The sequence below is a fragment of the Cupriavidus plantarum genome (assembly GCF_905397285.1).
GTDB classification, from domain to species: Bacteria; Pseudomonadota; Gammaproteobacteria; order Burkholderiales; family Burkholderiaceae; genus Cupriavidus; species Cupriavidus plantarum.
Map to the genome: position 1 here is coordinate 1,373,183 of NZ_CAJPUX010000001.1, position 22,540 is coordinate 1,395,722.

The following is a 22,540-nucleotide window of genomic DNA, read 5'->3' on the forward strand; positions in this document are numbered from 1 at the left end:
TGATGGATGACATGCCATGCAAACCGTGATCGCATTCATCGTTGCCCTGTGCATTCTGATTTTCGTGCACGAGATGGGGCACTACCTGGCGGCGCGGGCTTGCGGCGTCAAGGTGTTGCGGTTTTCGATCGGCTTCGGCCGGCCGCTCGCGAAGTGGGTGTCCCGGGGCCGTGACCGGACCGAGTGGACGCTGGCGGCGATTCCGCTGGGCGGCTACGTGAAGATGCTCGACGAGCGCGAGCGCGATCCGGAGGTCGATCCGCCGATCGATGCGGCCGAGCTGCCGCGCGCGTTCAACCGCCAGCCGGTCGGCAAGCGGTTCGTGATCGTGGCGGCTGGACCGCTGGCCAACTTCCTGCTGGCCATCGTCTTCTATATGGTGCTGCACGCCGGCGGCATGCGCGAACCGGTGCCCGTGGTGGCGGCGCCGGTGGCCGGCACGGTAGCGGCGGAGGCCGGGGTGCGCGAGGGCGACCGCGTGCTGTCGCTGACCGCGCATGACAGTACCGAACCGATTCGCTCGTGGAACGACCTGCGCATGGCCGTTTTCTCAAACGGCTTCGACGATGCGCCGGCCGTCCTGCGCGTGCGCGGCACCGACGGCGCCGAGCGCGACGTGCGCCTGGGCCGCCTGCCCAATACCGGCGGCAATCCGGAGCAGGATCCGCTGGCCACGCTGGGCCTGAACCTCAAAGGCGGCCCGGTCACCGTGGCCGAAGTCCTGCCGGACAGCGCGGCGCAGCGCGCCGGGCTGCGGGCCGGCGACCAGGTGGTCGCCTTCGGCGGCAAGCCGCTGACGCAGGCGAGCGAGCTGATCCGCGCGGTGCGCGCGCAGCCGGGCCAGTCCGTCGTGCTGGGGATTCAGCGCGGCGCCGAACGACTGGACGTGCCGGTCACGCTGGACACCGCCCCCGGCGAAACGCCGAAGGATGGCGGCGCCGCGAAACCGGCCGGCAAGCTGGGCGCGGCGCTCAATCAGGCCGTGCAAACGGAGATCGTGCGCTATCCGCTCGGTCAGGCGACGGTCCGCGCCGCCGCGCAGGTCTGGAACACGAGCGTGCTGTCGCTGAAGCTGCTTGGAAAGATGCTCATCGGCGAGGCTTCACTGCAGAATCTCAGCGGCCCGCTGACCGTCGCGGACTACGCCGGCCGCGCGGCCAACCTCGGATGGCAGCCGTTCATCAGCTTCCTGGCCCTTGTCAGCGTGAGCCTCGGTGTACTGAATTTGTTACCTATTCCGGTTCTGGATGGGGGGCATTTGCTGTATTATTGCGTGGAATTTTTGACTGGCAGGCCCGTACCAGATCACTGGCAGGCGACGCTGCAGAAGGTCGGCATCGCCTGCATCTTGCTCCTGACCTCACTCGCTTTGTTCAATGACGTCAGCCGATTGTTCCTGGCGCGCGGGTAGCTGCGCGTGGGCCGGGACGACGGGTACGCGCCGCGGCGCCAGAGCCTAAAAATATTCCTGCATCGCATCGCATCGATTTGAGAGAGAGGGGATCGACATTGATCAGAAATAAGCGCATCTCGCTGGGCGTGCTGACGAGTGCGATTATCGCGGCCTGGAGCCCTGCGGGCTGGGCCGCCGATCCGTTCGTAGTCAAGGACATCCGCGTCGAAGGGTTGCAGCGCGTCGAGCCTGGCACCGTGTTCGGTTACCTTCCGGTCCGCGTCGGCGAAACCTTCACCGACGACAAGGGCGCCGATGCCATTCGCGCGCTCTACAACACGGGCTTCTTCAAGGACGTGCAGATCCGCGCCGAAGATGGCGTGCTCGTGGTGCAGGTCGAGGAACGTCCCGCCATTTCGCAGCTCGAGTTCGTCGGCATCAAGGAATTCGACAAGGACACGCTGCGCCGGTCGCTGCGGGCCGTCGGCGTGGCCGAGGCGCGTTACTACGACAAGGCGCTGATCGACAAGGCCGAGCAGGAACTCAAGCGCCAGTACGTGGCGCGCGGGTACTACGCCGCGGACGTGCAGACGACCGTCACGCCGGTGGACCGCAATCGCGTGTCCGTCGTGTTCAACGTCGATGAAGGCCCCGTCGCGAAGATCCGCCAGATCAATATCGTCGGCAACAAGGCGTTCAAGGAAAGCACGCTGCGCGACGAGATGCAGCTGTCGACGCCGAACTGGCTGTCCTGGTACACGAAGAACGACCTGTATTCGAAGCAGAAGCTGACGGCCGACCTGGAAGCTCTGCGTTCGTACTATCTGAATCGCGGTTACCTCGAGTTCCAGATCGAGTCGACGCAGGTGTCGATCACGCCGGACAAGAAGGACATCTACCTGACGCTGAACATCAAGGAAGGCGAGCAGTACAAGGTGTCCGACATCCGCCTGGCCGGCGAACTGCTCGGCAAGCAGGAAGAGATGGAAAAGCTCATGCAGCTGAAGAAGGGCGACATCTTCTCGTCCGAAAAGCTGACCGCGAGCACGAAGGCCATCACCGACCTGCTGGGCACGTACGGCTACGCCTTTACCACGATCAATCCGCAGCCGAACATCGATCAGTCCAAGCGCGAAGTCGCGCTGACGCTGATGGTCGACCCGGGGCGCCGCGTCTACGTGCGCCGCGTGAACGTGGTGGGCAACAGCAAGACGCGTGACGAAGTGGTGCGCCGCGAGATGCGCCAGATGGAAAGCTCGTGGTTCGACAGCGAGAAACTCACGCAGTCGCAGGCCCGTATCAACCGTACCGGCTATTTCACGGACACGAACATCACCACGGAGGACGTGCCGGGCGCGCCCGACCAGGTCGATGTGAACGTGAACGTGACCGAGAAGCCGACCGGCCAGATCAGCCTGGGTCTGGGCTTCTCCTCGACCGACAAGCTCGTGCTGCAGGCGGGCCTGCGCCAGGACAACGTGTTCGGCTCCGGTACCAGCCTCGGCCTCGACGTGAACACCGCGAAGTCGTTCCGCACGATCTCGCTGACGCAGTACGACCCGTATTTCACGGTGGACGGCATCAGCCGCTCGACCGATATCTACTACCGTACCGCGCGTCCGCTGTATTACACGGGCGACCAGGACTACAAGATCGTCACCGCGGGTGGCGGCTTCAAGTTCGGCGTGCCGTTCTCGGAAATCGATACCGTGTTCTTCGGTATCGGCTACGAGCGCACGCAGGTCTACACGTCGACGAATACGCCCACGCAGTATCAGGAATGGCTCCGCAAGGTGGGCAAGAACAGCGGCGACCCGATCAACAACTTCCCGTTCACGATCGGCTGGGCGCGGGACCGCCGCGACAGCGCGCTGATTCCGACCAAGGGTCCGTACACGCAGGCCAACCTCGAAGTCGGCGTGCCGGGCGGCGATACGCAGTACTATCGCGCGAGCTTCCAGCAGCAGTATTTCTATCCGCTGTCGAAGGCCTTCACGCTGGCTTTCAACGGTGAGTTTGCGTACGGCCACGGTTACGGCGACACGCCGTTCCCGGTGTTCAAGTACTTCTATGCCGGTGGTATCGGCTCGGTGCGTGGCTACCAGACCAGTACGCTGGGTCCGAAGGACCAGAACGGCAATCCGGTCGGCGGCGCGTCCAAGCTGATCGGTAACGTCGAGTTCGTGTTCCCGCTGCCGGGTTCGGGTGTGGACCGTACGCTGCGACTGTTCACGTTCTTCGACTTCGGTAACGTGTACCAGGAAGGTGCGCCGATCAAGGTCAACGACCTGAAGTACTCGACCGGTGTCGGTATGTCGTGGCTGTCCCCGATCGGCCCGCTCAAGGTCAGCGTCGGCTTCCCGCTCAAGAAGGACGACACCGACCGTGTCCAGCGCTTCCAGTTCCAGATTGGTACCGCGTTCTGATTGCGACAAAGGATTCGTTTCATGAAACTCCATTCCCCACTGATGAAATCCCTGAGCGCGGCCGCGCTGGCCGCGGCGGCCCTGTGCGCGGCAGCGCCGGCGATGGCTCAGGAGGCGCGCATTGCCGCGGTCAACTCGGAGCGCATCCTGCGCGATTCCCAGCCGGCCAAGGCCGCCCAGGTCAAGCTCGAGCAGGAATTCTCCAAGCGCGACCGCGAGCTGCAGGACATGGCCCAGAAGATCAAGGGCATGGCCGACAAGCTCGACAAGGACACCGCGGTGCTCGCGGATTCGGACCGCCAGCGCCGTCAGCGCGAAGTGGCCGACCTCGACCGCGAATTCCAGCGCAAGCAGCGTGAATTCCGCGAAGACCTGAACCAGCGCCGTAACGAGGAGCTGGCCCAGGTGCTCGAGCGTGCCAACCGCGTCATCCGCAGCCTGGCCGAACAGCGCAAATACGACCTGATCGTGCAGGAAGCCGTGTACGTGAATCCGCGTATCGACATCACCGACGACGTGATGAAGGCGCTGAACGCGAGCACCACGGGCGCCAAGTAAGCCCTCGTTCCCTCTCAGGAAGTACCGCCATGCAGACACCCACACTGGGGCAGCTCGCCACCGAGAACGGCGCGCAGGTTGTGGGTGATCCCGACCTGACCGTTGCCGGCCTCGCGCCGCTCGATCAGGCCGGCCCCGGCGACCTGTCGTTCCTCTCCAATCCGCTGTACCTCGCGCAGGCTGTATCGTCGGGCGCGGGCGCGATCATCGTGTCGCCCGCCGACCTCGAGCGCATTCGCGCCGAAGGCCATGCCGATGGCCGCAACTGGCTGGTCGCGCGCAATCCGTATGTCTGCTTTGCCCGCATCGCACAGCGTTTCGACCGCGCCAGCGCGGACACCCGGACCGGCGTCGATCCGCGCGCGAGCGTGGCGGCGGATGCCGTGGTGCCCGCCTCATGCTTCATTGGCCCCAATGTGGTCATCGAAGCCGGAGCGAAACTGGGCGAGCGTGTCCGCATCGTCGGCAACAGCTTTGTCGGTGCACATGCGGAGATCGGCGACGATACGCTGATTTACGCGAATGTATCGGTTTATCACCACTGCGTGGTCGGTAAACGCAACATCCTGCACAGCGGCGCGGTCATCGGCGCGGACGGTTTCGGCTTCGCGCCGGATATCGGCCCGGCCGGGGTCGCGTACGTGAAGATCCCGCAAACGGGACGCGCGGTGCTCGGCGATGACGTGGAGGTCGGCGCCAATACCGCGATCGACCGTGGCGCGATGGCGGACACGGTGATCGAAGAAGGCTGCAAGCTCGACAATCAGGTCCAGATTGCGCATAACGTAAGGGTCGGCGCGCATACCGTGATCGCGGGTTGCGCCGCGATCGCGGGGAGTACCCGGGTCGGCCGATTCTGCGTGATCGGCGGATCGGCCAATTTCGCGGGCCACCTGACCATTGCCGACCGGACCACGATTTCGGGCGGCACCTCGATCACGAAGTCGATCAGCAAGCCTGGCGGCCATTTCACGAGCGTTTTCCCGTTCCTGCCGCATGGCGAATGGGAACGCAACGCCGCCATCGTACGCGGGCTCGCGAAGCTGCGCGAACGGGTGATCCAGCTGGAGCGCCGCCTGCGCGGCCAGTCGTCGGATCCCGCCCCAACACAAGACCAAGAGAAATCATCATGACCGCATCCGACATCGACATTCGCAAGATCCTGAAGCTGCTGCCGCATCGGTATCCGATCCTGCTCGTCGACCGCGTGCTCGAGCTGGAGCCGCAGAAGCGGATCAAGACGCTCAAGAACGTCACCATCAACGAACCGTACTTTGTGGGCCATTTCCCGGAACAACCGGTGATGCCCGGGGTCATGATTCTTGAGGCGCTCGCGCAGTCGGCTGGCCTGCTGACGTTCGGCGCGGACATGGAGCGCAAGGAAGGCTCGCTGTACTACTTCGTCGGCATCGACGGCGCGCGCTTCAAGCGCGTGGTGTACCCGGGCGACCAGCTGCACCTGAACGTGACCGTGGAGCGCTACATCCGCGGCATCTGGAAGTTCAAGGCCAACGCCACAGTGGATGGCGAGATCGCCTGCGAAGCCGAACTCATGTGCACGGTCAAGCAGGCCGACGCCTGAGCCGCGCCACTTCCCACGCATCAGACCACAGGACAGGACGTATGACGCAAATCCATCCCACCGCACTGGTCGACCCGAAGGCAGAACTCGCCACCGACGTCACCGTCGGCCCGTTTTCCATCGTCGGGCCGAACGTGCGGATTGGCAGCGGTACCCGGATCGGCTCGCATACCACCGTCGAAGGGCACACCACCTTGGGCGAGGGCAACCGTATCGGCCCCTACGCTTCGATCGGCGGCACCCCGCAGGACATGAAGTACGCCAACGAGCCGACGCGGCTCGAGATCGGCGATCGCAACACGATTCGTGAATTCACGACGATCCATACGGGCACCGTGCAGGATCGCGGCCTGACCCGGCTCGGCAACGACAACTGGATCATGGCGTACGTGCACATCGCGCACGACTGCGACGTCGGCAACCACGTCGTGTTCTCCAGCAACGCGCAGATCGCCGGCCACGTGCAGGTAGGCGACTGGGCGATTCTGGGCGGCATGAGCGGCGTGCATCAGTTCGTCCGCATCGGGGCGCACGCGTTTCTCGGCGGCGCTTCGGCGCTCGTGCAGGATATTCCGCCGTTCGTGATCGCCGCCGGCGACAAGGGCGGTAACAAGGCCACGCCGCACGGCGTGAACGTCGAGGGTCTGCGCCGCCGCGGTTTCGACGCGGGCCAGATCGCCGCGCTGCGTCAGGCGTACAAGCTGCTGTACAAGTCGGACCTCAACTTCGACGACGCGCGCAATGAAATCGCGGCGCTGCTCGCGCAATCGGACGCCACGACGTCTGAGCCGCTGCGCGCGCTCGCCGACTTCCTGGCCACGACGCAGCGCGGCATCGTTCGCTAAGCCGATCCCGACATGGTCGATGCCACCGTGGGGGGCGAGATGCCCGGGGAATCCGCGCTGCAGCCGGGTGATCGGGTGACTCAGCAAGTCACTGAGCAGGTCCCTGAGCAGGGCGCCGGACGGAGCCCGAAACGCGGCACTGTCGCGATGGTGGCCGGAGAAGCTTCCGGTGACCTGCTGGCGTCGTTATTGCTGGAAGGGCTGCACGCGCGGCTCGGCGAGACGGTGGACTACGCCGGTATCGGCGGCCGCCGCATGATGGAGCAGGGCTTCGTTTCGCACTGGCCGATGGAGACGCTCTCCGTCAACGGCTACGTCGAGGTGCTGGGCTCCCTCCGCGAGATCCTGGCCACGCGGCGCGCAATCCGGGAGAAGCTGATCGCGCAGCCGCCGCTGTGCTTCATCGGCGTGGATGCGCCTGATTTCAATTTCGGGCTGGAAGTGCCGCTGCGTCGTGCGGGCATTCCCGTCGTGCATTTCGTGAGTCCGTCGATCTGGGCATGGCGCGGCGGGCGGATCCGCACGATTGCGCGTGCGGTGGACCATATCCTCTGCCTGTTTCCGTTCGAACCCGAGATCTATGCGCGCGCGGGCATTCCGGCGACGTACGTCGGCCATCCGCTGTCCGACGTGATCCCGATGGAGCCGGACGTCGCGGGCGCCCGCGCGAAACTCGGCCTGCCCGAGGGCAAGCGCGTGGTCGCCGTGCTGCCGGGCAGCCGGCAGTCCGAGGTCAAGAACCTCGGCGCCACGTTCTTCGGCGCGATGGCGCGCATGCATCGCATGGACGGCAATCTCTGCTTTGTGCTGCCCGCCGCCAGCGCGCCGCTGCGCGCGATCGTCGAGGCGCACTATAGTGAATATCCGGAGCTCGACGTCACCATCGTGGATGGCCAGTCGCACCTCGCGATGGAAGCCGCCGACGTGGTGCTGCTCGCGAGCGGCACCGCCACGCTGGAGGCCGCGCTGTACAAGAAGCCGATGGTCATCTCGTACAAGGTGCCCTGGCTGACCGCGCAGATCATGAAGCGGCAGGGCTATCTGCCCTATGTCGGGCTGCCTAACATCCTGTCCGGACGTTTCGTCGTGCCGGAGCTGCTGCAGGACGATGCCACGCCGGAAGCGCTGGCGCGGGAAACGCTGCTGCAACTGAACGACGAAGGCAATATCGCATTCCTGCGCGAGCATTTCACGGCCATGCACCAGACGCTGAAACGCAATACCGCATCGATCGCCGCCGACGTCGTGGTCGACCTGATGCATCAGCGGGGAGTCCGCTGATGCCGCGCGCCAAGGGACCTTCGCCGCAGATGGGGCTCGAGCTCACGCAGACCGTCGCGGTCGTGCGCCACCTCTGTGGCGTCGATGAAGCCGGGCGCGGCCCGCTGGCCGGTCCGGTCTATGCCGCCGCGGTGGTGCTCGACCCCGCGCGCCAGATCCGCGGGCTCGCGGATTCCAAGATCCTCACCGCCGAGAAGCGCGAGGTGCTGTTCGAACGGATCTGCGAGCGGGCGCTCGGCTGGCATATCTCGTTTGCGACGGTCGAGGAGATCGATTCCATCAACATCCTTCATGCGTCGATGCTGGCGATGCAGCGCGCGGTGCAGGGGCTGGCGGCCAAGGGCGTCATTCCCGACCTCGTGCAGGTGGATGGCAACCGTTGTCCTCAGGTGGCATTCCCGGTCGAAGCGATCGTCAAGGGCGATGCCAAGGTCCGGGCGATCTCGGCCGCCTCCATCCTCGCCAAGGTGGCGCGGGACCGGGAGCTGCACGCGCTGCACCAGCAGTATCCCGAGTATGGGTTCGACAGCCACGTGGGCTATCCCACGCCGCAACACCTCGCCGCGCTCGATCAGTTCGGCGCCACGCCGCATCATCGCCGCTCTTTCGCGCCCGTGCGGATCGTGCTGGATCGCGCCGCGATGGTCGCGCAGGAAGCGCCGCCGTTCTGAGTTTTTTGAGGTTGGTCTGGTGAAACACATTACGTCCCGCGACAACGCGCTGTTCAAGCACCTGAAGGCGCTGACGGGGTCCACCCATCAGCAGCGCAAGGCCGGCCAGTCCGTGCTCGATGGCGTGCATCTCGCGCAGGCCTATGTCGCCGCGCTTGGCCAGCCGGTGCAGTGCGTGCTTGGCGAGCGTCACTACGATCATCCCGAGGTGAGGGCCCTGCGCGAGTCGATCGACGAGGCACGCGTCATCGTGCTGGCCGACGCGCTGTTCTCGCAAGTCGCCGCGGTGGCCAACGGCATCGACCTGCTGCTGGTCATCGACACGCCTGGCGGGCATCTGCCGCAGACCATCGACACCGACTGCGTCATCCTCGATGGCGTGCAGGATGCCGGCAATGTCGGCTCCATCCTGCGCAGCGCGGCCGCGGCGGGCATTCCCCATGCTTTCCTGACCACGGGTAGCGCCTCCGCGTGGTCGGTCAAGACCCTGCGCGCGGGCATGGGCGCGAACTTCCATCTGAACATCGTCGAGCACTGCACGCTGGACATGCTGGCCAGTCGCCTGCAGGTGCCGCTGCTGGCGACGTCCTCTCATGCGGATGCCGCGGTGTTCGATACCGACTTGCTGGCGGCGGTGGGCTGGGTGGTCGGTAACGAGGGCTCGGGCGTCAGCGCGGACTGGATGGCGCGCGTATCGCGCACGGTCACCATTCCACAGCCCGGTGGGCTCGAGTCGCTGAATGTGGCGGCGGCCACTGCCGTTTGCCTGTTCGAGGCGGTGCGGCAGCGGCGCGGGGCGGGCGCATAGCGGGCTAGCGCGTCGGCGCCTGGAGGTCGGCGTGTTGCGCGGCGTGTTGTCCGGCATGGTGCCCGGCGTGTTCCCCACGCTTCGGGGCGATGGATGCTTCGACCTTGTCGAGCCGAATTTCCAGTCTGTCCACCTTGCGATCCAGTGCCTGCACCTGCGACTCGATGCGATCGAACCGCTGATCGAATCTGGTTTCCAGGCGATTGAGCCGACTTTCGAATTGGGTTTCGATGCGAGCGAGGGCGTCCTTCAGGTCGCGGCTGCTGTATTCCACGATGGCGAACACGGCGGACAGCGATGCGAGGATGCCGGCGAAGAGGAAGGCGCCGGCCTTCAGCGGCACGTGGCCCGGGTCGCGTGGGGTGAGGGTATTCGGGAAGCAGCCAGCGGCATGCGGAAGGCTTTGGGTATGAAGGTTTTGAGTATGAGACACGGTGGGGTTCTCCAGTGGACAACGAAAGCGTTGCCATTGAAATTTGCCACCGTGTCAAGGCTCCGAACAGGAGACGATTCTCAAAATTGAGGTCAATAGTTGTCGCGGTCGACCTTGATTTCCTGGAGGATCGTCGTCGCGATTTCCTCGATGGACTTGTGGGTCGAGGAAAGCCACTTGATGCCTTCGCGGCGCATCATGGTTTCCGCCTCGTTGACCTCGTAGCGGCAGTTCTCGATGGCCGCGTACTTGCTGCCGGGCCGGCGCTCGTTGCGGATTTCGGTCAGGCGCTGGGGGTCGATCGACAGCCCGAAGATCTTGTTCTTGAAGGCGTAGAGCGCCGAGGGCAGCTTGCCGCGTTCGAAATCGTCGGGAATCAGCGGATAGTTGGCCGCCTTCAGGCCGTATTGCATGGCCAGGTAGAGGCTGGTCGGGGTCTTGCCGCTGCGGGAGACGCCGACGAGGATGACGTCCGCTTCCTGCAGGTTCTTGTGGGACTGGCCGTCGTCGTGGGCGAGCGAGAAGTTGATCGCCTCGATGCGGTTTTTGTAGGCTTCCGTGTCGGCGTTCTGGTGGAAGCGGCCGATCGCGTGGGTGGACTTGAGCCCCAGTTCCTTCTCGAGCGGCTCGATGAAGGTCTGGAACATGTCGAGGATCATTGCCTTGGCGCGGCGGATGGCCTTGTTCGACTCGGCGTTGACGAGCGTGGTGAAGACGATCGGCGGCACGCCCTCGTTGTAGAACGCCTCGTTGATCTTGCCGACGGCGATATGGGCCTTCTCGGGCGTATCGACGAAGGGCATGCGGACCTTGCGGAACCGCATCTCGAACTGCGCGAGGATCGAGTGGCTGAAGGTCTCGGCCGTGATGCCGGTGCCATCGGAGACGATAAAGACCGTACGGACGGCAGGGCGTTCGGCGGGAGCGGTGGTGGGCGCGGCGGCAGGAGCCGGGGCGGCAGGCGTTACAGGCGCTGGCTGCGGCGCATCAGGCGCTTCCGGAAGGGACATGGCGAATCAATAATTTGAAGCCGCATTTTCGCGAAGTGCGGTGCGGCACGGTAGAATAGCGGCGATCTTTTGGCTAAGCAATTGCACAGGCCCAGACCGGACAACGATCCCCGGGCCGATTGTCAACGATGTGCGCCGCAGCATGAAGGTTGCCAGCGGCATCGGCCACGATGCCGCGATGCGCCGCGATGCGCCGCAAATGCTTAGCCAAGCGATCGCTTCCGGGAACAGAACGCCAACAACATACCGGGCGACACGAAAGATTTCTTACTTTGTTTTGAGGCTTTCATGACCAACGCCAATCAGGCAAATGCCGGCGCTATCGACGGCGCCTACGTGCTGCCGTTCGAGCAGCTCCGCATGCACGACGTGGAGACTGTCGGTGGCAAGAACTCGTCGCTCGGCGAGATGATCTCCCAGCTGGCGCAAGCCGGCGTCCGCGTTCCCGGCGGTTTTGCGACGACCTCGCTCGCATTCCGTGACTTCCTGGCTCACAACGATCTGACCACGCGCATCTCCGAGCGTCTGAAGGCGCTCGACGTCGATGACGTGAAGGCACTGGCCGAGGCCGGCGCCGAGATCCGTGGCTGGGTGGCCAACGCGCCGTTCCAGCCGCGCCTGGAAAAGGAGATCCGCGAGTTCTACGCCAACGTGGCCGCGCGCGAAGGCGCCGAGGCATCGTTCGCCGTGCGCTCGTCGGCGACGGCGGAGGATCTGCCGGACGCGTCGTTCGCGGGCCAGCAGGAGTCGTACCTCAATGTCAGCGGCATCGACGACGTGCTGGACAAGATCAAGCACGTGTTTGCCTCGCTGTACAACGACCGCGCGATCTCTTATCGCGTGCACAAGGGCTTTGCCCACGACGTGGTGGCGCTGTCCGCCGGCGTCCAGCGCATGGTGCGTTCCGACCTCGCATCGTCGGGCGTGATGTTCACGATCGACACCGAGTCGGGCTTTCCCGATGTGGTGTTCATTACTTCGAGCTACGGCCTGGGCGAAACGGTGGTGCAGGGCGCCGTGAACCCGGACGAGTTCCACGTGTTCAAGCCGACGCTGGCCTCGGGCAAGTACCCGATCATCCGCCGCTCGATCGGCTCCAAGCTGATCAAGATGCAATTCACGGCGCCGGGCGAAGCCGGCCGCGTGAAGACCGTGGACGTGCCGGTGGAACTGCGCAACCGCTACTCGATCACCGACGAGGACGTTTCGGAGCTGGCGAAGTACGCGGTGATCATCGAGAAGCACTATGGCCGCCCGATGGACATCGAGTGGGGCAAGGACGGCAAGGACGGCAAGATCTACATCCTGCAGGCGCGCCCGGAAACGGTGAAGAGCCAGTCCGCCGGCAAGGCCGAGCAGCGCTTCAAGCTGAAGGGCACCGCTCCCGTGCTGACGAGCGGCCGCGCCATTGGCCAGAAGATCGGCACCGGTCCGGTCCGCGTGATCAACGATCCGTCGGAAATGGAACGCGTGCAACCGGGCGATGTGCTCGTGGCCGACATGACCGACCCGAACTGGGAGCCGGTGATGAAGCGCGCGTCGGCGATCGTGACGAACCGTGGGGGCCGTACCTGCCACGCGGCCATCATCGCGCGTGAACTGGGCGTACCCGCCGTGGTCGGCTGCGGCGACGCGACCGACATCCTCAAGGACGGCACGCTGGTGACGGTGTCGTGCGCCGAGGGCGACGAAGGCCGGATCTACGATGGCCTGCTGGAGACGGAAGTGACCGAAGTCCAGCGCGGCGAAATGCCGGCGATCGACGTCAAGATCATGATGAACGTGGGCAACCCGCAGCTCGCCTTCGACTTCGCGCAGATCCCGAACGAAGGCGTGGGCCTGGCGCGTCTCGAGTTCATCATCAACAACAACATCGGCGTGCACCCGAAGGCGATCCTCGACTATCCGCAGGTCGATGCCGACCTGAAGAAGGCCGTGGAATCGGTGGCCCGCGGCCACGCAAGCCCGCGCGCGTTCTACGTGGACAAGCTCGCCGAAGGCATTGCGACGATCGGCGCGGCGTTCTATCCGAAGCCCGTGATCGTGCGTCTGTCGGACTTCAAGTCGAACGAGTACAAGAAGCTCATCGGCGGTTCGCGCTACGAGCCGGACGAGGAAAACCCGATGCTGGGTTTCCGTGGCGCCTCGCGGTACATCGCCGACGACTTCGCCGAAGCATTCGAGATGGAATGCAAGGCCATGAAGCGCGTGCGCGATGAAATGGGCCTGACGAACGTCGAGATCATGGTGCCGTTCGTGCGGACCCTGGGTCAGGCGGCCAAGGTCATCGAGCTGCTGGCCAAGCACGGCCTCAAGCGCGGCGAGAACGGCCTGCGCATCATCATGATGTGCGAAGTGCCGTCCAACGCGATTCTGGCCGAACAGTTCCTCGAGTATTTCGACGGCTTCTCCATCGGCTCGAACGACCTGACGCAGCTGACGCTGGGTCTGGACCGCGATTCCGGCATGGAGCTGCTGGCGAAGGACTTCGACGAGCGCGATCCGGCAGTGCAGTTCATGCTGGCCCGTGCGATCTCGACAGCGCTGCGCCTGGACAAGTACGTCGGCATCTGCGGCCAGGGCCCTTCGGACCATCCGGACTTCGCGGCATGGCTCGCCAAGGAAGGCATCAAGTCGATCTCGCTGAACCCGGATTCGGTGATCGATACCTGGAAGCAGCTGGCTTCGTAAGCCGCGCTTCGAATAAAAAGGCCGCCCTCGGGCGGCCTTTTTTATGGCGCTGCGGCAGGCTTACTTCTCCTGCATCTTCGCGGCCTTCACGATTTCGCCCAGACGACGGCGCTCGGTGTTCACGAACTTGTTGAACTCCGCGCGCGTGCCCCCGATGGGCTCGATGCCGACTTCCTTGAGCTTGGCCGCGGCGGCCGGATCGCGCATGGCCTGATCGACCGCGGCGGCCACCTTGTCCATGATCGCGTCGGGCGTGCCCTTGGGCGCGTGCACGCCGGCCCAGTGCGCGATCTGCAAATCGGTGAAGCCCTGCTCGGTGGCCGTCGACAGCTGCGGATACGCGGAGATCCGCTGCGTCCACGTCGTGGCGAGCGCCTTGAACTTGCCTTCGTGGAGGATGTGCGGCAATGCGATGATGCTGGCCTCCGACGTGCCTTCCACCTGTCCGCCGAGCACGGCCGTCGTGCTCTCTCCACCGCTCTTGTACGGAATCGGCTGGAGCTTGGCGCCGTACTTCACGTTGAGGATCTCGGCCACGAAGTGTGGCGTGCTGCCGGTGCCCGCGGTGGCGAAGTTGAAGCCGTTGCCCTTTTTGGACGCTTCGACGAACTCGCGCAGATTGTTGTACGGCGCGTTCTTCGGCACGACGATGACGGACGGAGCCAGCCCGATCATGACGACGGGGACCAGCGCATCGTCCTTGAACGGAATCGACTTCTTGATCATGCTGTTCGACACCACGCCCGCCGCGCTGATGAGGAACGTGTAGCCATCGGGCGCGCTGCGCGCGACGATCTCCGCGCCCACGGTGCCGCCGGCGCCGGGACGGTTGTCGATCAGCACCGTCTGTCCGAGTACCTTCGACGCGCCTTCCGCAGCCGCGCGGGCCATCAGGTCATTGGCGCCGCCGGCCGCGAACGGCACGACGAAGCGAATGGTCTTGGATGGCCACTTGTCGGCGGCGTGGGCGGGGCCCGCGGCCATGAACGATGCCATGAGCGTGGCCGTGGCGATCACCGAGCGCGTGAACAGCGTGGCGCGGGTGGCGCGGGTGCGTGGGATGGTGTTATGCAAAACGTGTCTCCGTCAAACAAAGGTACAGCACAAAGGTGAAGCCAAGCCCGAAGCGGTAGTGTTAGTCCTTCGCGGCGTATTTCTTGTCCAGCGCGTCGTAGAACGGCTTGTTGACCAGCCGCTGACGCTCGCTGAACGGTGCCACAAGCGTGGCATCTTCGTCCAGCCGGCCCTGCTCCCGCAGCGTGCCGAGCGCGCGCTGCATGCCCAGTACCGCGCCCTGGAGGGCCGCGTTCGCATACAGCACGATCGCGTAGCCGAGGCCGGCGAGCGCCTCGCGCGACTGCGTCGGCGTCTTGCCGCCGATCACGATATTGATGAGCTGCGGAATGTCGATCAGGGCGGGCAGGCGTTCGATATCGCTCAGCGACTCCGTGGCTTCGATGAACAGGATGTCCGCGCCCGCCTCGACAAAGCGCTGGCCGCGTTCGATCGCGTCCTCGATGCCATGCACCGCGGCGGCATCGGTGCGCGCGATGATCAACAGGTTTCCGTCCTCGCGCGCATCGGCGGCGGCCTGGATCTTGCCGACCATCTCGCTCGTGCTGATGACTTCCTTGCCCGAGAAGTGGCCGCACTTCTTCGGCATGATCTGGTCTTCCAGCTGCACCGCGTCGGCGCCGCTGCGTTCCAGCACGCGGATCGTGCGATGGACGTTGACCGCATTGCCGAAGCCCGTATCGGCATCGACGATGATCGGCAGATCGATGGCGTCGCGCACGCGCGAGGTGTGCTCGGCGGCTTCGTGCAGGCCGATGAAGCCCAGATCGGGCAGGCCCAGCGACATGTTCGTCACGCCCGCACCGGTGAGGTACAGCGCTTCGAAGCCGGCGTCCTCGACGACGCGCGCGCTCATGGCATTGAACGCGCCGGGCACGAGCAGGCCCTGGCGGGCCTCGACCCTGGCGCGGAAAGCGGCGCGGCGGGCCGCGGAAGAGGTAGTCATCATGGTCTCCAGGTGTTCAGTAGATAGGCCTGTTTCGCACGGAGCGTGCCAGTGACCGCCGATCTTCCCAATGTCTTGTAGATCAACGGCTTAGAGGCGATATCGCGCGCATGCTATCCGTGCGACAATGTTTCGCATGTTTCATAGAACGTTCCACACCGACGCTGGAACGAAACAGTATGACCCCCGCCGTATCGAACGCCATCGCCGGACGTCCCGGCATCGCTCTCGTCAGTTTTAGTCAACTGGCGACGCTTTGCGAAACCGTCGCGCCGCGCTACGGCGATCAGGCGCGATTTTTCTCGATCCGGGCGGGCTACGGCGCGGCGGTGGCGGCGTTGCGGACGCATATCGATGCGGGTACGGTCGATGTGGTGCTGGCTGCCGGGTCCAACGGCGCGTATCTGCGCGACAACCTGGCGGTGCCGGTGGTGATGGTCAAGGTCAACGGCTTCGACGTGCTGAGCGCGATCGCGCAGGCGATTTCGCTGTGGCCCGGCGAGTCCATCGGCCTCGTCCTGCATGAGGCCATCTCGAAGGAGCTGGCCGAACTCGGCAAGTACCTGCGGATCGAGCTTCGGCAGCTTGCCTATCGCTCCATCGACGAGGTGCGCGCGGCCGTCGATAGGCTGTCGGCCGGAGGGTGCACCGTCATCATCGGACCCGGCATGGCCTGCGACCTCGCGCTGCGCGCGGGCCTGCACAGCGTGTTCCTGTATTCCGTCGGCGCTGTGGAAGAGGCGTTCGAGCGCTCCATCGAACTCGCGCGCATGAGCCGGCAAAAAGAGTCGAAGCGCGTGCGGCTCAACACGATCGTCGCGCACCTGCGCGATGGCGTGGCCGCGTTCGACGAATCCGGGCAGGTCGAAGTGGTCAATCCCGCGATGCTGGAGCTGTTGGGCGTGGATCGCACGCAGGACGTCAATGCGCAGTTGTTGCGTGCGCTCGGCACGCAACTGCGGGAGGCAAGCGAGGAGGGCGCGGCGCAGGAAGAACGCATCGAGCAGATGGGCGGCCGCGCGCTGATCATGAACAGCCTGCCGATCGTCGATCATGGCATACGGTCGGGCACGGTCATCACCGCGCAGGATGCGCTCGTCGCGCAGCGTATCGACCGATCGCTGCGCACGAGCCAGCGGCCACGGCATCTCGTCGCGCGGCACAAGCTTGCCGATCTGACGGGCGCATCGGCCGGGATCGATCGCGTCAGGCGGCTGGCGCAGGCAAGCGCCGCGCACGATGCCACATTGCTGTTGATCGGCGAGAGCGGCACGGGCAAGGAACTCGTCGCGCAGGGCGTGCACAACGCGGGCGACCGACGGGGCAATCCGTTCGTCGCCTTCAATTGCGCGGCGCTGCCGGAAGGATTGATCGAGAGCGAACTGTTCGGGCACGAAGAGGGCGCATTCACCGGCGCGCGGCGCGGCGGCAAGCCCGGCCTGTTCGAGGTGGCGCATACGGGCACGATCTTTCTGGACGAAGTCGGGGAGATGCCCGCCGCGTTGCAGAGCCGGTTGCTGCGGGTCTTGCAAGAGCGCGAGGTCATGAAGCTCGGCGCGGGTCGCGCGACGCCGATCGATGTGCGCGTCATCGCGGCCACGCACCGCGACCTGCGCGAACTCGTGCGGCAGGGGACGTTCCGTGCCGATCTCTATTTCCGTCTGAATCTGCTGCAGATCGCGTTGCCGGCGTTACGCGAGCGGCGCGAGGACATTCCGGAGCTCGCCCGGCAGCTGCTGGCGCGCAGCCGCGGCAAATACGGGCTATCCGACCGGACGGCTGGCGAACACGATGCGCGCATCCTGGCGTTCCTCCAGCCGTTGTTTACGTCGTATGCATGGCCGGGGAACGTGCGAGAACTCGAGAACCTCGTGGCGCGGGCGGCGATCTATCTGGCCGATGACACATGGGGCGCGCGGCAGGATTTGCGCGAGATCTTCCCCGAGTTCGATGACATTGGCGAGATGAGCGGCGAGACGAGGGGGGCGCTGGAGGACGGTGCGCGGGTAGAGCCACGCGGACGGCCGGCGCCCACGCGCGAGGACGTGCTGCGCGCGCTGGAAGCGCATGGCGGCAATCGCGCCGCGGCCAGCCGCGCGCTTGGTATCGGCCGTACGACGCTGTGGCGGCTGATGAAGTCGCCGGCGGGTTTGTAAGGATTACTCCTTGGCGCCGCCCTTGAGAATGCGCGCCTTCTCGCGCTGCCAGTCGCGATTCTTCTCGGTTTCACGCTTGTCGAATTGCTTCTTGCCCTTGGCCAGGCCAATCTCGCACTTCACGCGGCCGCGCTGGTAATGGAGGTTCAGCGGGACGAGCGTGTAGCCGCGCTGCTCGACCTTGCCGATCAGCTTGCTGATTTCGGCGGACTTCAGCAGCAGCTTGCGTGTGCGGACGGGGTCCGGCGTGACGTGGGTGGAGGCGCTCTGCAGCGGGCTGATATGCGCGCCGATCAGGAACATTTCGGCGTTGCGCACGACGACATAGCCTTCCTTGATCTGCACGCGGCCCGCGCGAATCGCCTTGACTTCCCAGCCTTCGAGCACGAGGCCGGCCTCGTACCGCTCTTCGATGAAGTAGTCGAAAAAGGCTTTCTTGTTGTCTGCGATGGTCATGCGTCAGGGGTTGGAGGTGCGGTGCGGATGCGCGCTGGGGATGCCCTTCGCGCGCGTGTCGGCTAAAATCCCGATTCTAGCAAACCAGACAGGCGCCGGCCCAGCCCGGCAGCGCCCCGCATTCCGCTTACATGGCCGACGTCCACAAATCCGTACTGCTTGGGTATTCCGCCGAGCAGATGTACGACCTGGTAACCCGCGTGGAGGACTATCCGAAGTTCCTGCCGTGGTGCGGAGGGGTGGAGGTCTTCGAACAGACCGAGACCCTGCTCGACGCGAAGATCAACATCCACTTCAGCGGCATCAAGCAGTACTTCCACACGCGCAATATCCAGGAGCGTCCCACCCGCATCGATATGACGTTCGCGGACGGACCTTTCAAGACCTTCAATGGCACGTGGCGCTTCATTCCGCTGCGCGCCGACGCGTGCAAGATCGAATTCCATCTGCACTACGAATTCGCGAGCATCCTGCTCGAGAAGATCATCGGCCCCGCATTCAGCGTCATCGCCAACACGTTCGTCGATGCGTTCGTGAAGCGGGCCGAGGTGGTGTATGACAACAAGACCTGATGCCACCGCGACGTCCCGCGTGCGCCTCGCCGTCTGCTATGCGCGGCCGGGTAGCGGGCCGGGTAGCGCGCCGGGTAGCGTATTCCTGAAAGAGATCGAGGTTCCCGCGGGGACATCGATCTTGCAGGCCATCGCGGCCAGCGGGCTCGTGCGGGCCTGTCCGGAAGTCGACCCGAACACGATGCGCGTGGGGATCTTCGGCAAGCTCAAGACACTCGATACGGTGGTGCGCGAGGGAGATCGCGTAGAGGTGTATCGGCCGCTGACGGCCGATCCCAAGCAGGCGCGGCGCAAACGCGTGCAGAAAACCCGCGCCACGGGTACGCGCGAAGGCCAGAAATGGCTGCGCGGAAAGTCCGACTGACTGGGGCTTTACCGATCGGCGCGGATCAGCCGCCGGCGGCGCCGCACTCCGCCGCGATCGCGGTATTCGTGCGTTCCAGCGACGCGGCGCGCTGGGCGTCGTCCAGCGCCTCGCGCGCGCCTTCGCTGTTGATGCGCGCGATGCGCGCGTTCTGCGACAGGCCCATCGCGTAGTTCTGCAGTTCCTGGCAGCGCGCGGCCCGCTGGGCCAGCCTGGCTTCCTTCGCGGCGGCTTCCTCTTCCTGCTTCAGGCGCGCCGCGCGACGTTTCTCGAACCCTTCCTTCTGAGCCTGCAGCGCGGCCTGGCTGCCGTCATTCGATGCGGCGATCGTACTGACCGAGCCGCCGGCCTTGTCGTTCTTTGCTGTCTTGTCGCCCGCGGCAGCGCCTTCTCCTTCCGCCGGCACGTACGCGCCCGGCGCGCGGCCCGGCGCCGCCAGGATGTTGCGTGCCGGAATGTTTGGCGGGGGCGGCGTGTCGCTGTAGACCTTGCGTCCCGCCTCGTCGCGCCATTGCCACTGGGCAAGGGCGACGCCGGGCAGCGCGGCGATGGCCGCGGTGGCGAGCAGGGCGGGAGCAAAAAGGCGCGCGAACGAGCGTTTCATGGCGTTCCGTCGGGCAGGGACGGGCGTGGTGGCGAACGCACAAGAGTCTACGCAGACTTGTCCGGGGCGTGCAAGCGCACGGACCAGGCCACCCCGGCCATCAGCAATGCAATGGCGGCCATCTCCAGCGGCCGCGGCCAGCGATGGTCGAAGACAAAGCCGTATGCCAGCGCGAATAGCGTCTCGAAGACGATCATCTGACCGGACAGCGTAAGCGGCAGCCGGCGGCTCGCGATGTTCCACAGGTTGTTGCCAATAAGCGACGCTCCGATTGCAACGGCGCTGTTGACCATCCAGAACCACTGCCAGTCGCGGGGGGTGGCTGCCGCCGAGATACTGCCGACGAAGAGCCCGCCGGCGGCCCAGCCCGCGATGGCGAGGACAGCAGAAACGAAGCCCGTGGACAGGCCGTAGAGCGCGGACCATTCGTTGCCGCTGAAATGGGGGTTGCGTTGCAGGTAGCGCGCGTTGTCGACCGCGTAGAGCGACCAGCAGACGAGCGCGCCGACGGCGCACAGCACGCCGGCGATCTTTTCCCAGACCGGGCGCGCCACGGCGTCGGCGGCGGCCGCGCCGTGCGCGCCGCCGCCGCCCGAGAACAGATCGATGTTGATGCAGGCGATGCCCGCCGCGACGACCAGCAGCGGCACGATCAGTTTCGACAGCGGCACCGCGCCATGATCGCGGCGGCCCATGATCGTTACCGTGATCGGCAGGATGCCGATGATCAGCGAGGTCGGCCCCACGCCGGCAAGTTGCACGCCGAATGCGAGCAATACGTAGTAGAGGAGGTTGCCTGTGAACGCCTGCCGCAGCAGCGCGATGCAGTCCGCGCGCGTCAGCTTGCGCAGGATGCGGCGGAGCATCGGCAGCGTGGCCGCGAGCGCGACGATGCCATAGGCGAGGTAGCGGCCGATCGCGAGTTCCCACGGCGAGAATGCCGGCAGCAACTTGGGCGCGATGAACACCATGCCCCAGAACGCACCGGCCAGCAGGCCGCACAGCACGCCGATTCCCATCGTCTCCGTTCTCGATTTTTCAAAGGAAGGCGAGCATAACAAAGGGATTGCAGGAAAGCATCAGCAAATCCTGCATTCCTGTATAATCTGCTTTTGCGCCTAGAGGATTCGCTATGCGTCTTGTCCAGAAAGCACTCACGTTCGATGATGTGCTGCTCGTACCGGCCTATTCGGCCGTCCTGCCCCGGGATGTTTCCCTTCGTACCCGCCTTTCCCGTTCCATTGAGTTGAACATTCCGCTGGTCTCCGCCGCCATGGATACCGTCACGGAAGCCCGCCTCGCCATTTCGATGGCTCAGGCCGGCGGCATCGGCATTGTTCACAAGAACCTGAAGCCCGCCGATCAGGCGCGCGAAGTGGCGCGCGTCAAGCGCTACGAGTCGGGCGTGCTGCGTGATCCGATCACCATTTCGCCGGACATGAAGATCCGCGATGTGATCGCGCTGTCGCAGCATCACGGCATTTCCGGCTTCCCGGTGCTCGAAGGCAAGACCGTCGTCGGCATCATCACCAACCGCGACCTGCGCTTCGAGGAAGACCTGGAAGCGCCCGTCCGCGCGAAGATGACGCCGCGCGAAAAGCTGGTGACCGTGGCCGAAGGCGCGCCGCTGGAGGAAGCCAAGCGCCTGATGAACCGTCACCGTCTGGAGCGCGTGCTCGTGGTGAACGGCGCGTTCGAGCTGCGTGGCCTGATTACCGTGAAGGACATCCAGAAGGCGGTGGATAACCCGCTGGCGAGCAAGGACGACCATGGTCAGCTGCGCGTGGGCGCGGCAGTTGGCGTGGGCCCGGACAACGACGAGCGCGTGGATCTGCTGGTGAAGGCCGGCGTCGACGTGATCGTGGTGGACACCGCGCATGGCCACAGCCAGGGCGTGCTGGACCGCGTGCGCTGGGTCAAGCAGAACTATCCGCAGGTGCAGGTCATCGGCGGCAATATCGCCACCGGTGCCGCCGCGCGTGCGCTGGTCGATCACGGCGCCGATGGCGTCAAGGTCGGTATCGGCCCGGGTTCGATCTGCACCACGCGTATCGTCGCGGGTGTGGGCGTGCCGCAGATCACGGCCGTCTCCAACGTGGCCGAGGCGCTGCAGGGCACCGGTGTGCCGCTGATCGCCGACGGTGGCGTGCGTTACTCGGGCGACGTGGCCAAGGCTCTCGCCGCGGGCGCGCATGCCGTCATGATGGGTGGCATGTTCTCGGGTACAGAAGAGGCGCCGGGCGAAGTGTTCCTGTATCAGGGCCGCTCGTTCAAGAGCTACCGCGGCATGGGTTCGGTGGGCGCGATGAAGGACGGCGCCGCGGACCGTTACTTCCAGGAAGACAACACCGCCAACGTCGACAAGCTCGTGCCGGAAGGCATCGAGGGCCGCGTGCCTTACAAGGGTCCGGTGCAGGCGATCATCCATCAGCTGACCGGCGGTATTCGCGCGTCGATGGGCTACTGTGGCAGCAGCTCGATCGCCCAGTGGCACGAGACCGCGGAGTTCATGCAGATCACGGCGGCGGGCATGCGCGAGTCGCACGTGCACGACGTCCAGATCACGAAGGAAGCGCCGAACTATCACATCGACTGATCGAGCCACGACGTTGCTGGCCCGTGACGGGACGCACGGCCGCGTGAAGCCCTGCCCGCGCAGATCGCGGGCCC

The 22,540-nt window shown here is 65.2% G+C and carries 21 protein-coding genes; 14 read left to right on the forward strand and 7 right to left on the reverse strand.

Going from position 1 to position 22,540, the window contains the following annotated elements:
- Window positions 1–16: 16 nt before the first annotated feature.
- The 9 genes from rseP to KHP16_RS06390 all read left to right on the forward strand — a co-directional run bounded on the left by rseP (window position 17) and on the right by KHP16_RS06390 (window position 9,564).
- Window positions 17–1,411, forward strand: coding sequence for an RIP metalloprotease RseP (gene rseP / locus KHP16_RS06350; RefSeq protein WP_211959763.1), 1,395 nt, complete (start codon window positions 17–19; stop codon window positions 1,409–1,411).
- A gap of 98 nt (window positions 1,412–1,509) precedes the next feature.
- The gene (bamA, locus tag KHP16_RS06355; protein WP_109581242.1) at window positions 1,510–3,819 is read left to right on the forward strand and encodes an outer membrane protein assembly factor BamA; all 2,310 of its coding nucleotides are present in this window, start codon (window positions 1,510–1,512) and stop codon (window positions 3,817–3,819) included.
- Window positions 3,820–3,840: 21 nt separating this feature from the next.
- Entirely contained in the window at window positions 3,841–4,377 is a 537-nt protein-coding gene (locus KHP16_RS06360; RefSeq protein ID WP_109581241.1) for an OmpH/Skp family outer membrane protein, read from the forward strand.
- Window positions 4,378–4,406: 29 nt separating this feature from the next.
- The gene (lpxD, locus tag KHP16_RS06365) at window positions 4,407–5,510 is read left to right on the forward strand and encodes a UDP-3-O-(3-hydroxymyristoyl)glucosamine N-acyltransferase (RefSeq protein WP_211959764.1); all 1,104 of its coding nucleotides are present in this window, start codon (window positions 4,407–4,409) and stop codon (window positions 5,508–5,510) included.
- The gene (gene fabZ, locus KHP16_RS06370) at window positions 5,507–5,959 is read left to right on the forward strand and encodes a 3-hydroxyacyl-ACP dehydratase FabZ (protein ID WP_109581239.1); all 453 of its coding nucleotides are present in this window, start codon (window positions 5,507–5,509) and stop codon (window positions 5,957–5,959) included. Before lpxD ends, fabZ begins: the two co-directional genes overlap by 4 nt.
- Before the next feature lie 41 nt (window positions 5,960–6,000).
- Window positions 6,001–6,804, forward strand: coding sequence for an acyl-ACP--UDP-N-acetylglucosamine O-acyltransferase (gene lpxA, locus KHP16_RS06375; protein ID WP_109581238.1), 804 nt, complete (start codon window positions 6,001–6,003; stop codon window positions 6,802–6,804).
- A 147-nt stretch (window positions 6,805–6,951) separates the two neighbouring features.
- Window positions 6,952–8,085, forward strand: coding sequence for a lipid-A-disaccharide synthase (gene lpxB / locus KHP16_RS06380; protein ID WP_244835657.1), 1,134 nt, complete (start codon window positions 6,952–6,954; stop codon window positions 8,083–8,085).
- Entirely contained in the window at window positions 8,085–8,756 is a 672-nt protein-coding gene (rnhB, locus tag KHP16_RS06385) for a ribonuclease HII (RefSeq protein ID WP_109581237.1), read from the forward strand. The genes lpxB and rnhB overlap by 1 nt, the downstream gene beginning before the upstream one ends.
- 19 nt (window positions 8,757–8,775) lie before the next feature.
- Complete coding sequence (locus KHP16_RS06390; RefSeq protein WP_179592985.1) at window positions 8,776–9,564, forward strand: TrmH family RNA methyltransferase; 789 nt, start codon at window positions 8,776–8,778, stop codon at window positions 9,562–9,564.
- 4 nt (window positions 9,565–9,568) lie between these two features.
- Here KHP16_RS06390 and KHP16_RS06395 read toward each other — a convergent pair whose 3' ends face one another.
- Window positions 9,569–9,907: a hypothetical protein gene (locus KHP16_RS06395; RefSeq protein ID WP_211959765.1), complete on the reverse strand. Its 339-nt coding sequence runs from the start codon at window positions 9,905–9,907 to the stop codon at window positions 9,569–9,571.
- 182 nt (window positions 9,908–10,089) lie between these two features.
- Window positions 10,090–11,007, reverse strand: a complete 918-nt coding sequence (ppsR, locus tag KHP16_RS06400) for a posphoenolpyruvate synthetase regulatory kinase/phosphorylase PpsR (protein WP_109581234.1) — start codon at window positions 11,005–11,007, stop codon at window positions 10,090–10,092.
- A gap of 288 nt (window positions 11,008–11,295) precedes the next feature.
- On the opposite strand from ppsR, the gene ppsA reads away from it, so the two are divergent.
- Window positions 11,296–13,698: a phosphoenolpyruvate synthase gene (ppsA, locus tag KHP16_RS06405; protein WP_109581233.1), complete on the forward strand. Its 2,403-nt coding sequence runs from the start codon at window positions 11,296–11,298 to the stop codon at window positions 13,696–13,698.
- 60 nt (window positions 13,699–13,758) lie between these two features.
- Here ppsA and KHP16_RS06410 read toward each other — a convergent pair whose 3' ends face one another.
- On the reverse strand, window positions 13,759–14,694 hold the full coding sequence (locus tag KHP16_RS06410; protein ID WP_115952858.1) for a Bug family tripartite tricarboxylate transporter substrate binding protein: 936 nt from the start codon (window positions 14,692–14,694) through the stop codon (window positions 13,759–13,761).
- Between the two features lie 139 nt (window positions 14,695–14,833).
- Window positions 14,834–15,718, reverse strand: a complete 885-nt coding sequence (locus KHP16_RS06415) for an isocitrate lyase/PEP mutase family protein (protein ID WP_211959995.1) — start codon at window positions 15,716–15,718, stop codon at window positions 14,834–14,836.
- Window positions 15,719–15,897: 179 nt separating this feature from the next.
- Between KHP16_RS06415 and prpR the strand changes: the two genes are divergently transcribed.
- Window positions 15,898–17,874, forward strand: a complete 1,977-nt coding sequence (gene prpR, locus KHP16_RS06420) for a propionate catabolism operon regulatory protein PrpR (protein WP_211959766.1) — start codon at window positions 15,898–15,900, stop codon at window positions 17,872–17,874.
- 3 nt (window positions 17,875–17,877) lie between these two features.
- Here the strand turns inward: prpR and smpB are convergent, their stop codons facing one another.
- Window positions 17,878–18,330, reverse strand: a complete 453-nt coding sequence (gene smpB / locus KHP16_RS06425; protein ID WP_109581229.1) for an SsrA-binding protein SmpB — start codon at window positions 18,328–18,330, stop codon at window positions 17,878–17,880.
- A gap of 131 nt (window positions 18,331–18,461) precedes the next feature.
- Here smpB and KHP16_RS06430 point away from each other — a divergent pair, with 131 nt between their 5' ends.
- Together KHP16_RS06430 and KHP16_RS06435 are read left to right on the forward strand one after the other, a co-directional pair.
- On the forward strand, window positions 18,462–18,902 hold the full coding sequence (locus KHP16_RS06430) for a type II toxin-antitoxin system RatA family toxin (protein ID WP_109581228.1): 441 nt from the start codon (window positions 18,462–18,464) through the stop codon (window positions 18,900–18,902).
- Window positions 18,886–19,266: an RnfH family protein gene (locus KHP16_RS06435; protein ID WP_211959767.1), complete on the forward strand. Its 381-nt coding sequence runs from the start codon at window positions 18,886–18,888 to the stop codon at window positions 19,264–19,266. The genes KHP16_RS06430 and KHP16_RS06435 overlap by 17 nt, the downstream gene beginning before the upstream one ends.
- Before the next feature lie 25 nt (window positions 19,267–19,291).
- Here the strand turns inward: KHP16_RS06435 and KHP16_RS06440 are convergent, their stop codons facing one another.
- Both KHP16_RS06440 and KHP16_RS06445 read right to left on the reverse strand, forming a co-directional pair.
- Window positions 19,292–19,870, reverse strand: a complete 579-nt coding sequence (locus KHP16_RS06440; protein WP_211959768.1) for a DUF4124 domain-containing protein — start codon at window positions 19,868–19,870, stop codon at window positions 19,292–19,294.
- A 47-nt stretch (window positions 19,871–19,917) separates the two neighbouring features.
- A complete protein-coding gene (locus KHP16_RS06445) occupies window positions 19,918–20,889 on the reverse strand; it encodes a DMT family transporter (RefSeq protein ID WP_211959769.1) in 972 nt (323 codons plus the stop codon).
- Window positions 20,890–21,002: 113 nt separating this feature from the next.
- Between KHP16_RS06445 and guaB the strand changes: the two genes are divergently transcribed.
- A complete protein-coding gene (gene guaB / locus KHP16_RS06450) occupies window positions 21,003–22,466 on the forward strand; it encodes an IMP dehydrogenase (protein WP_109581224.1) in 1,464 nt (487 codons plus the stop codon).
- Window positions 22,467–22,540: the final 74 nt, after the last annotated feature.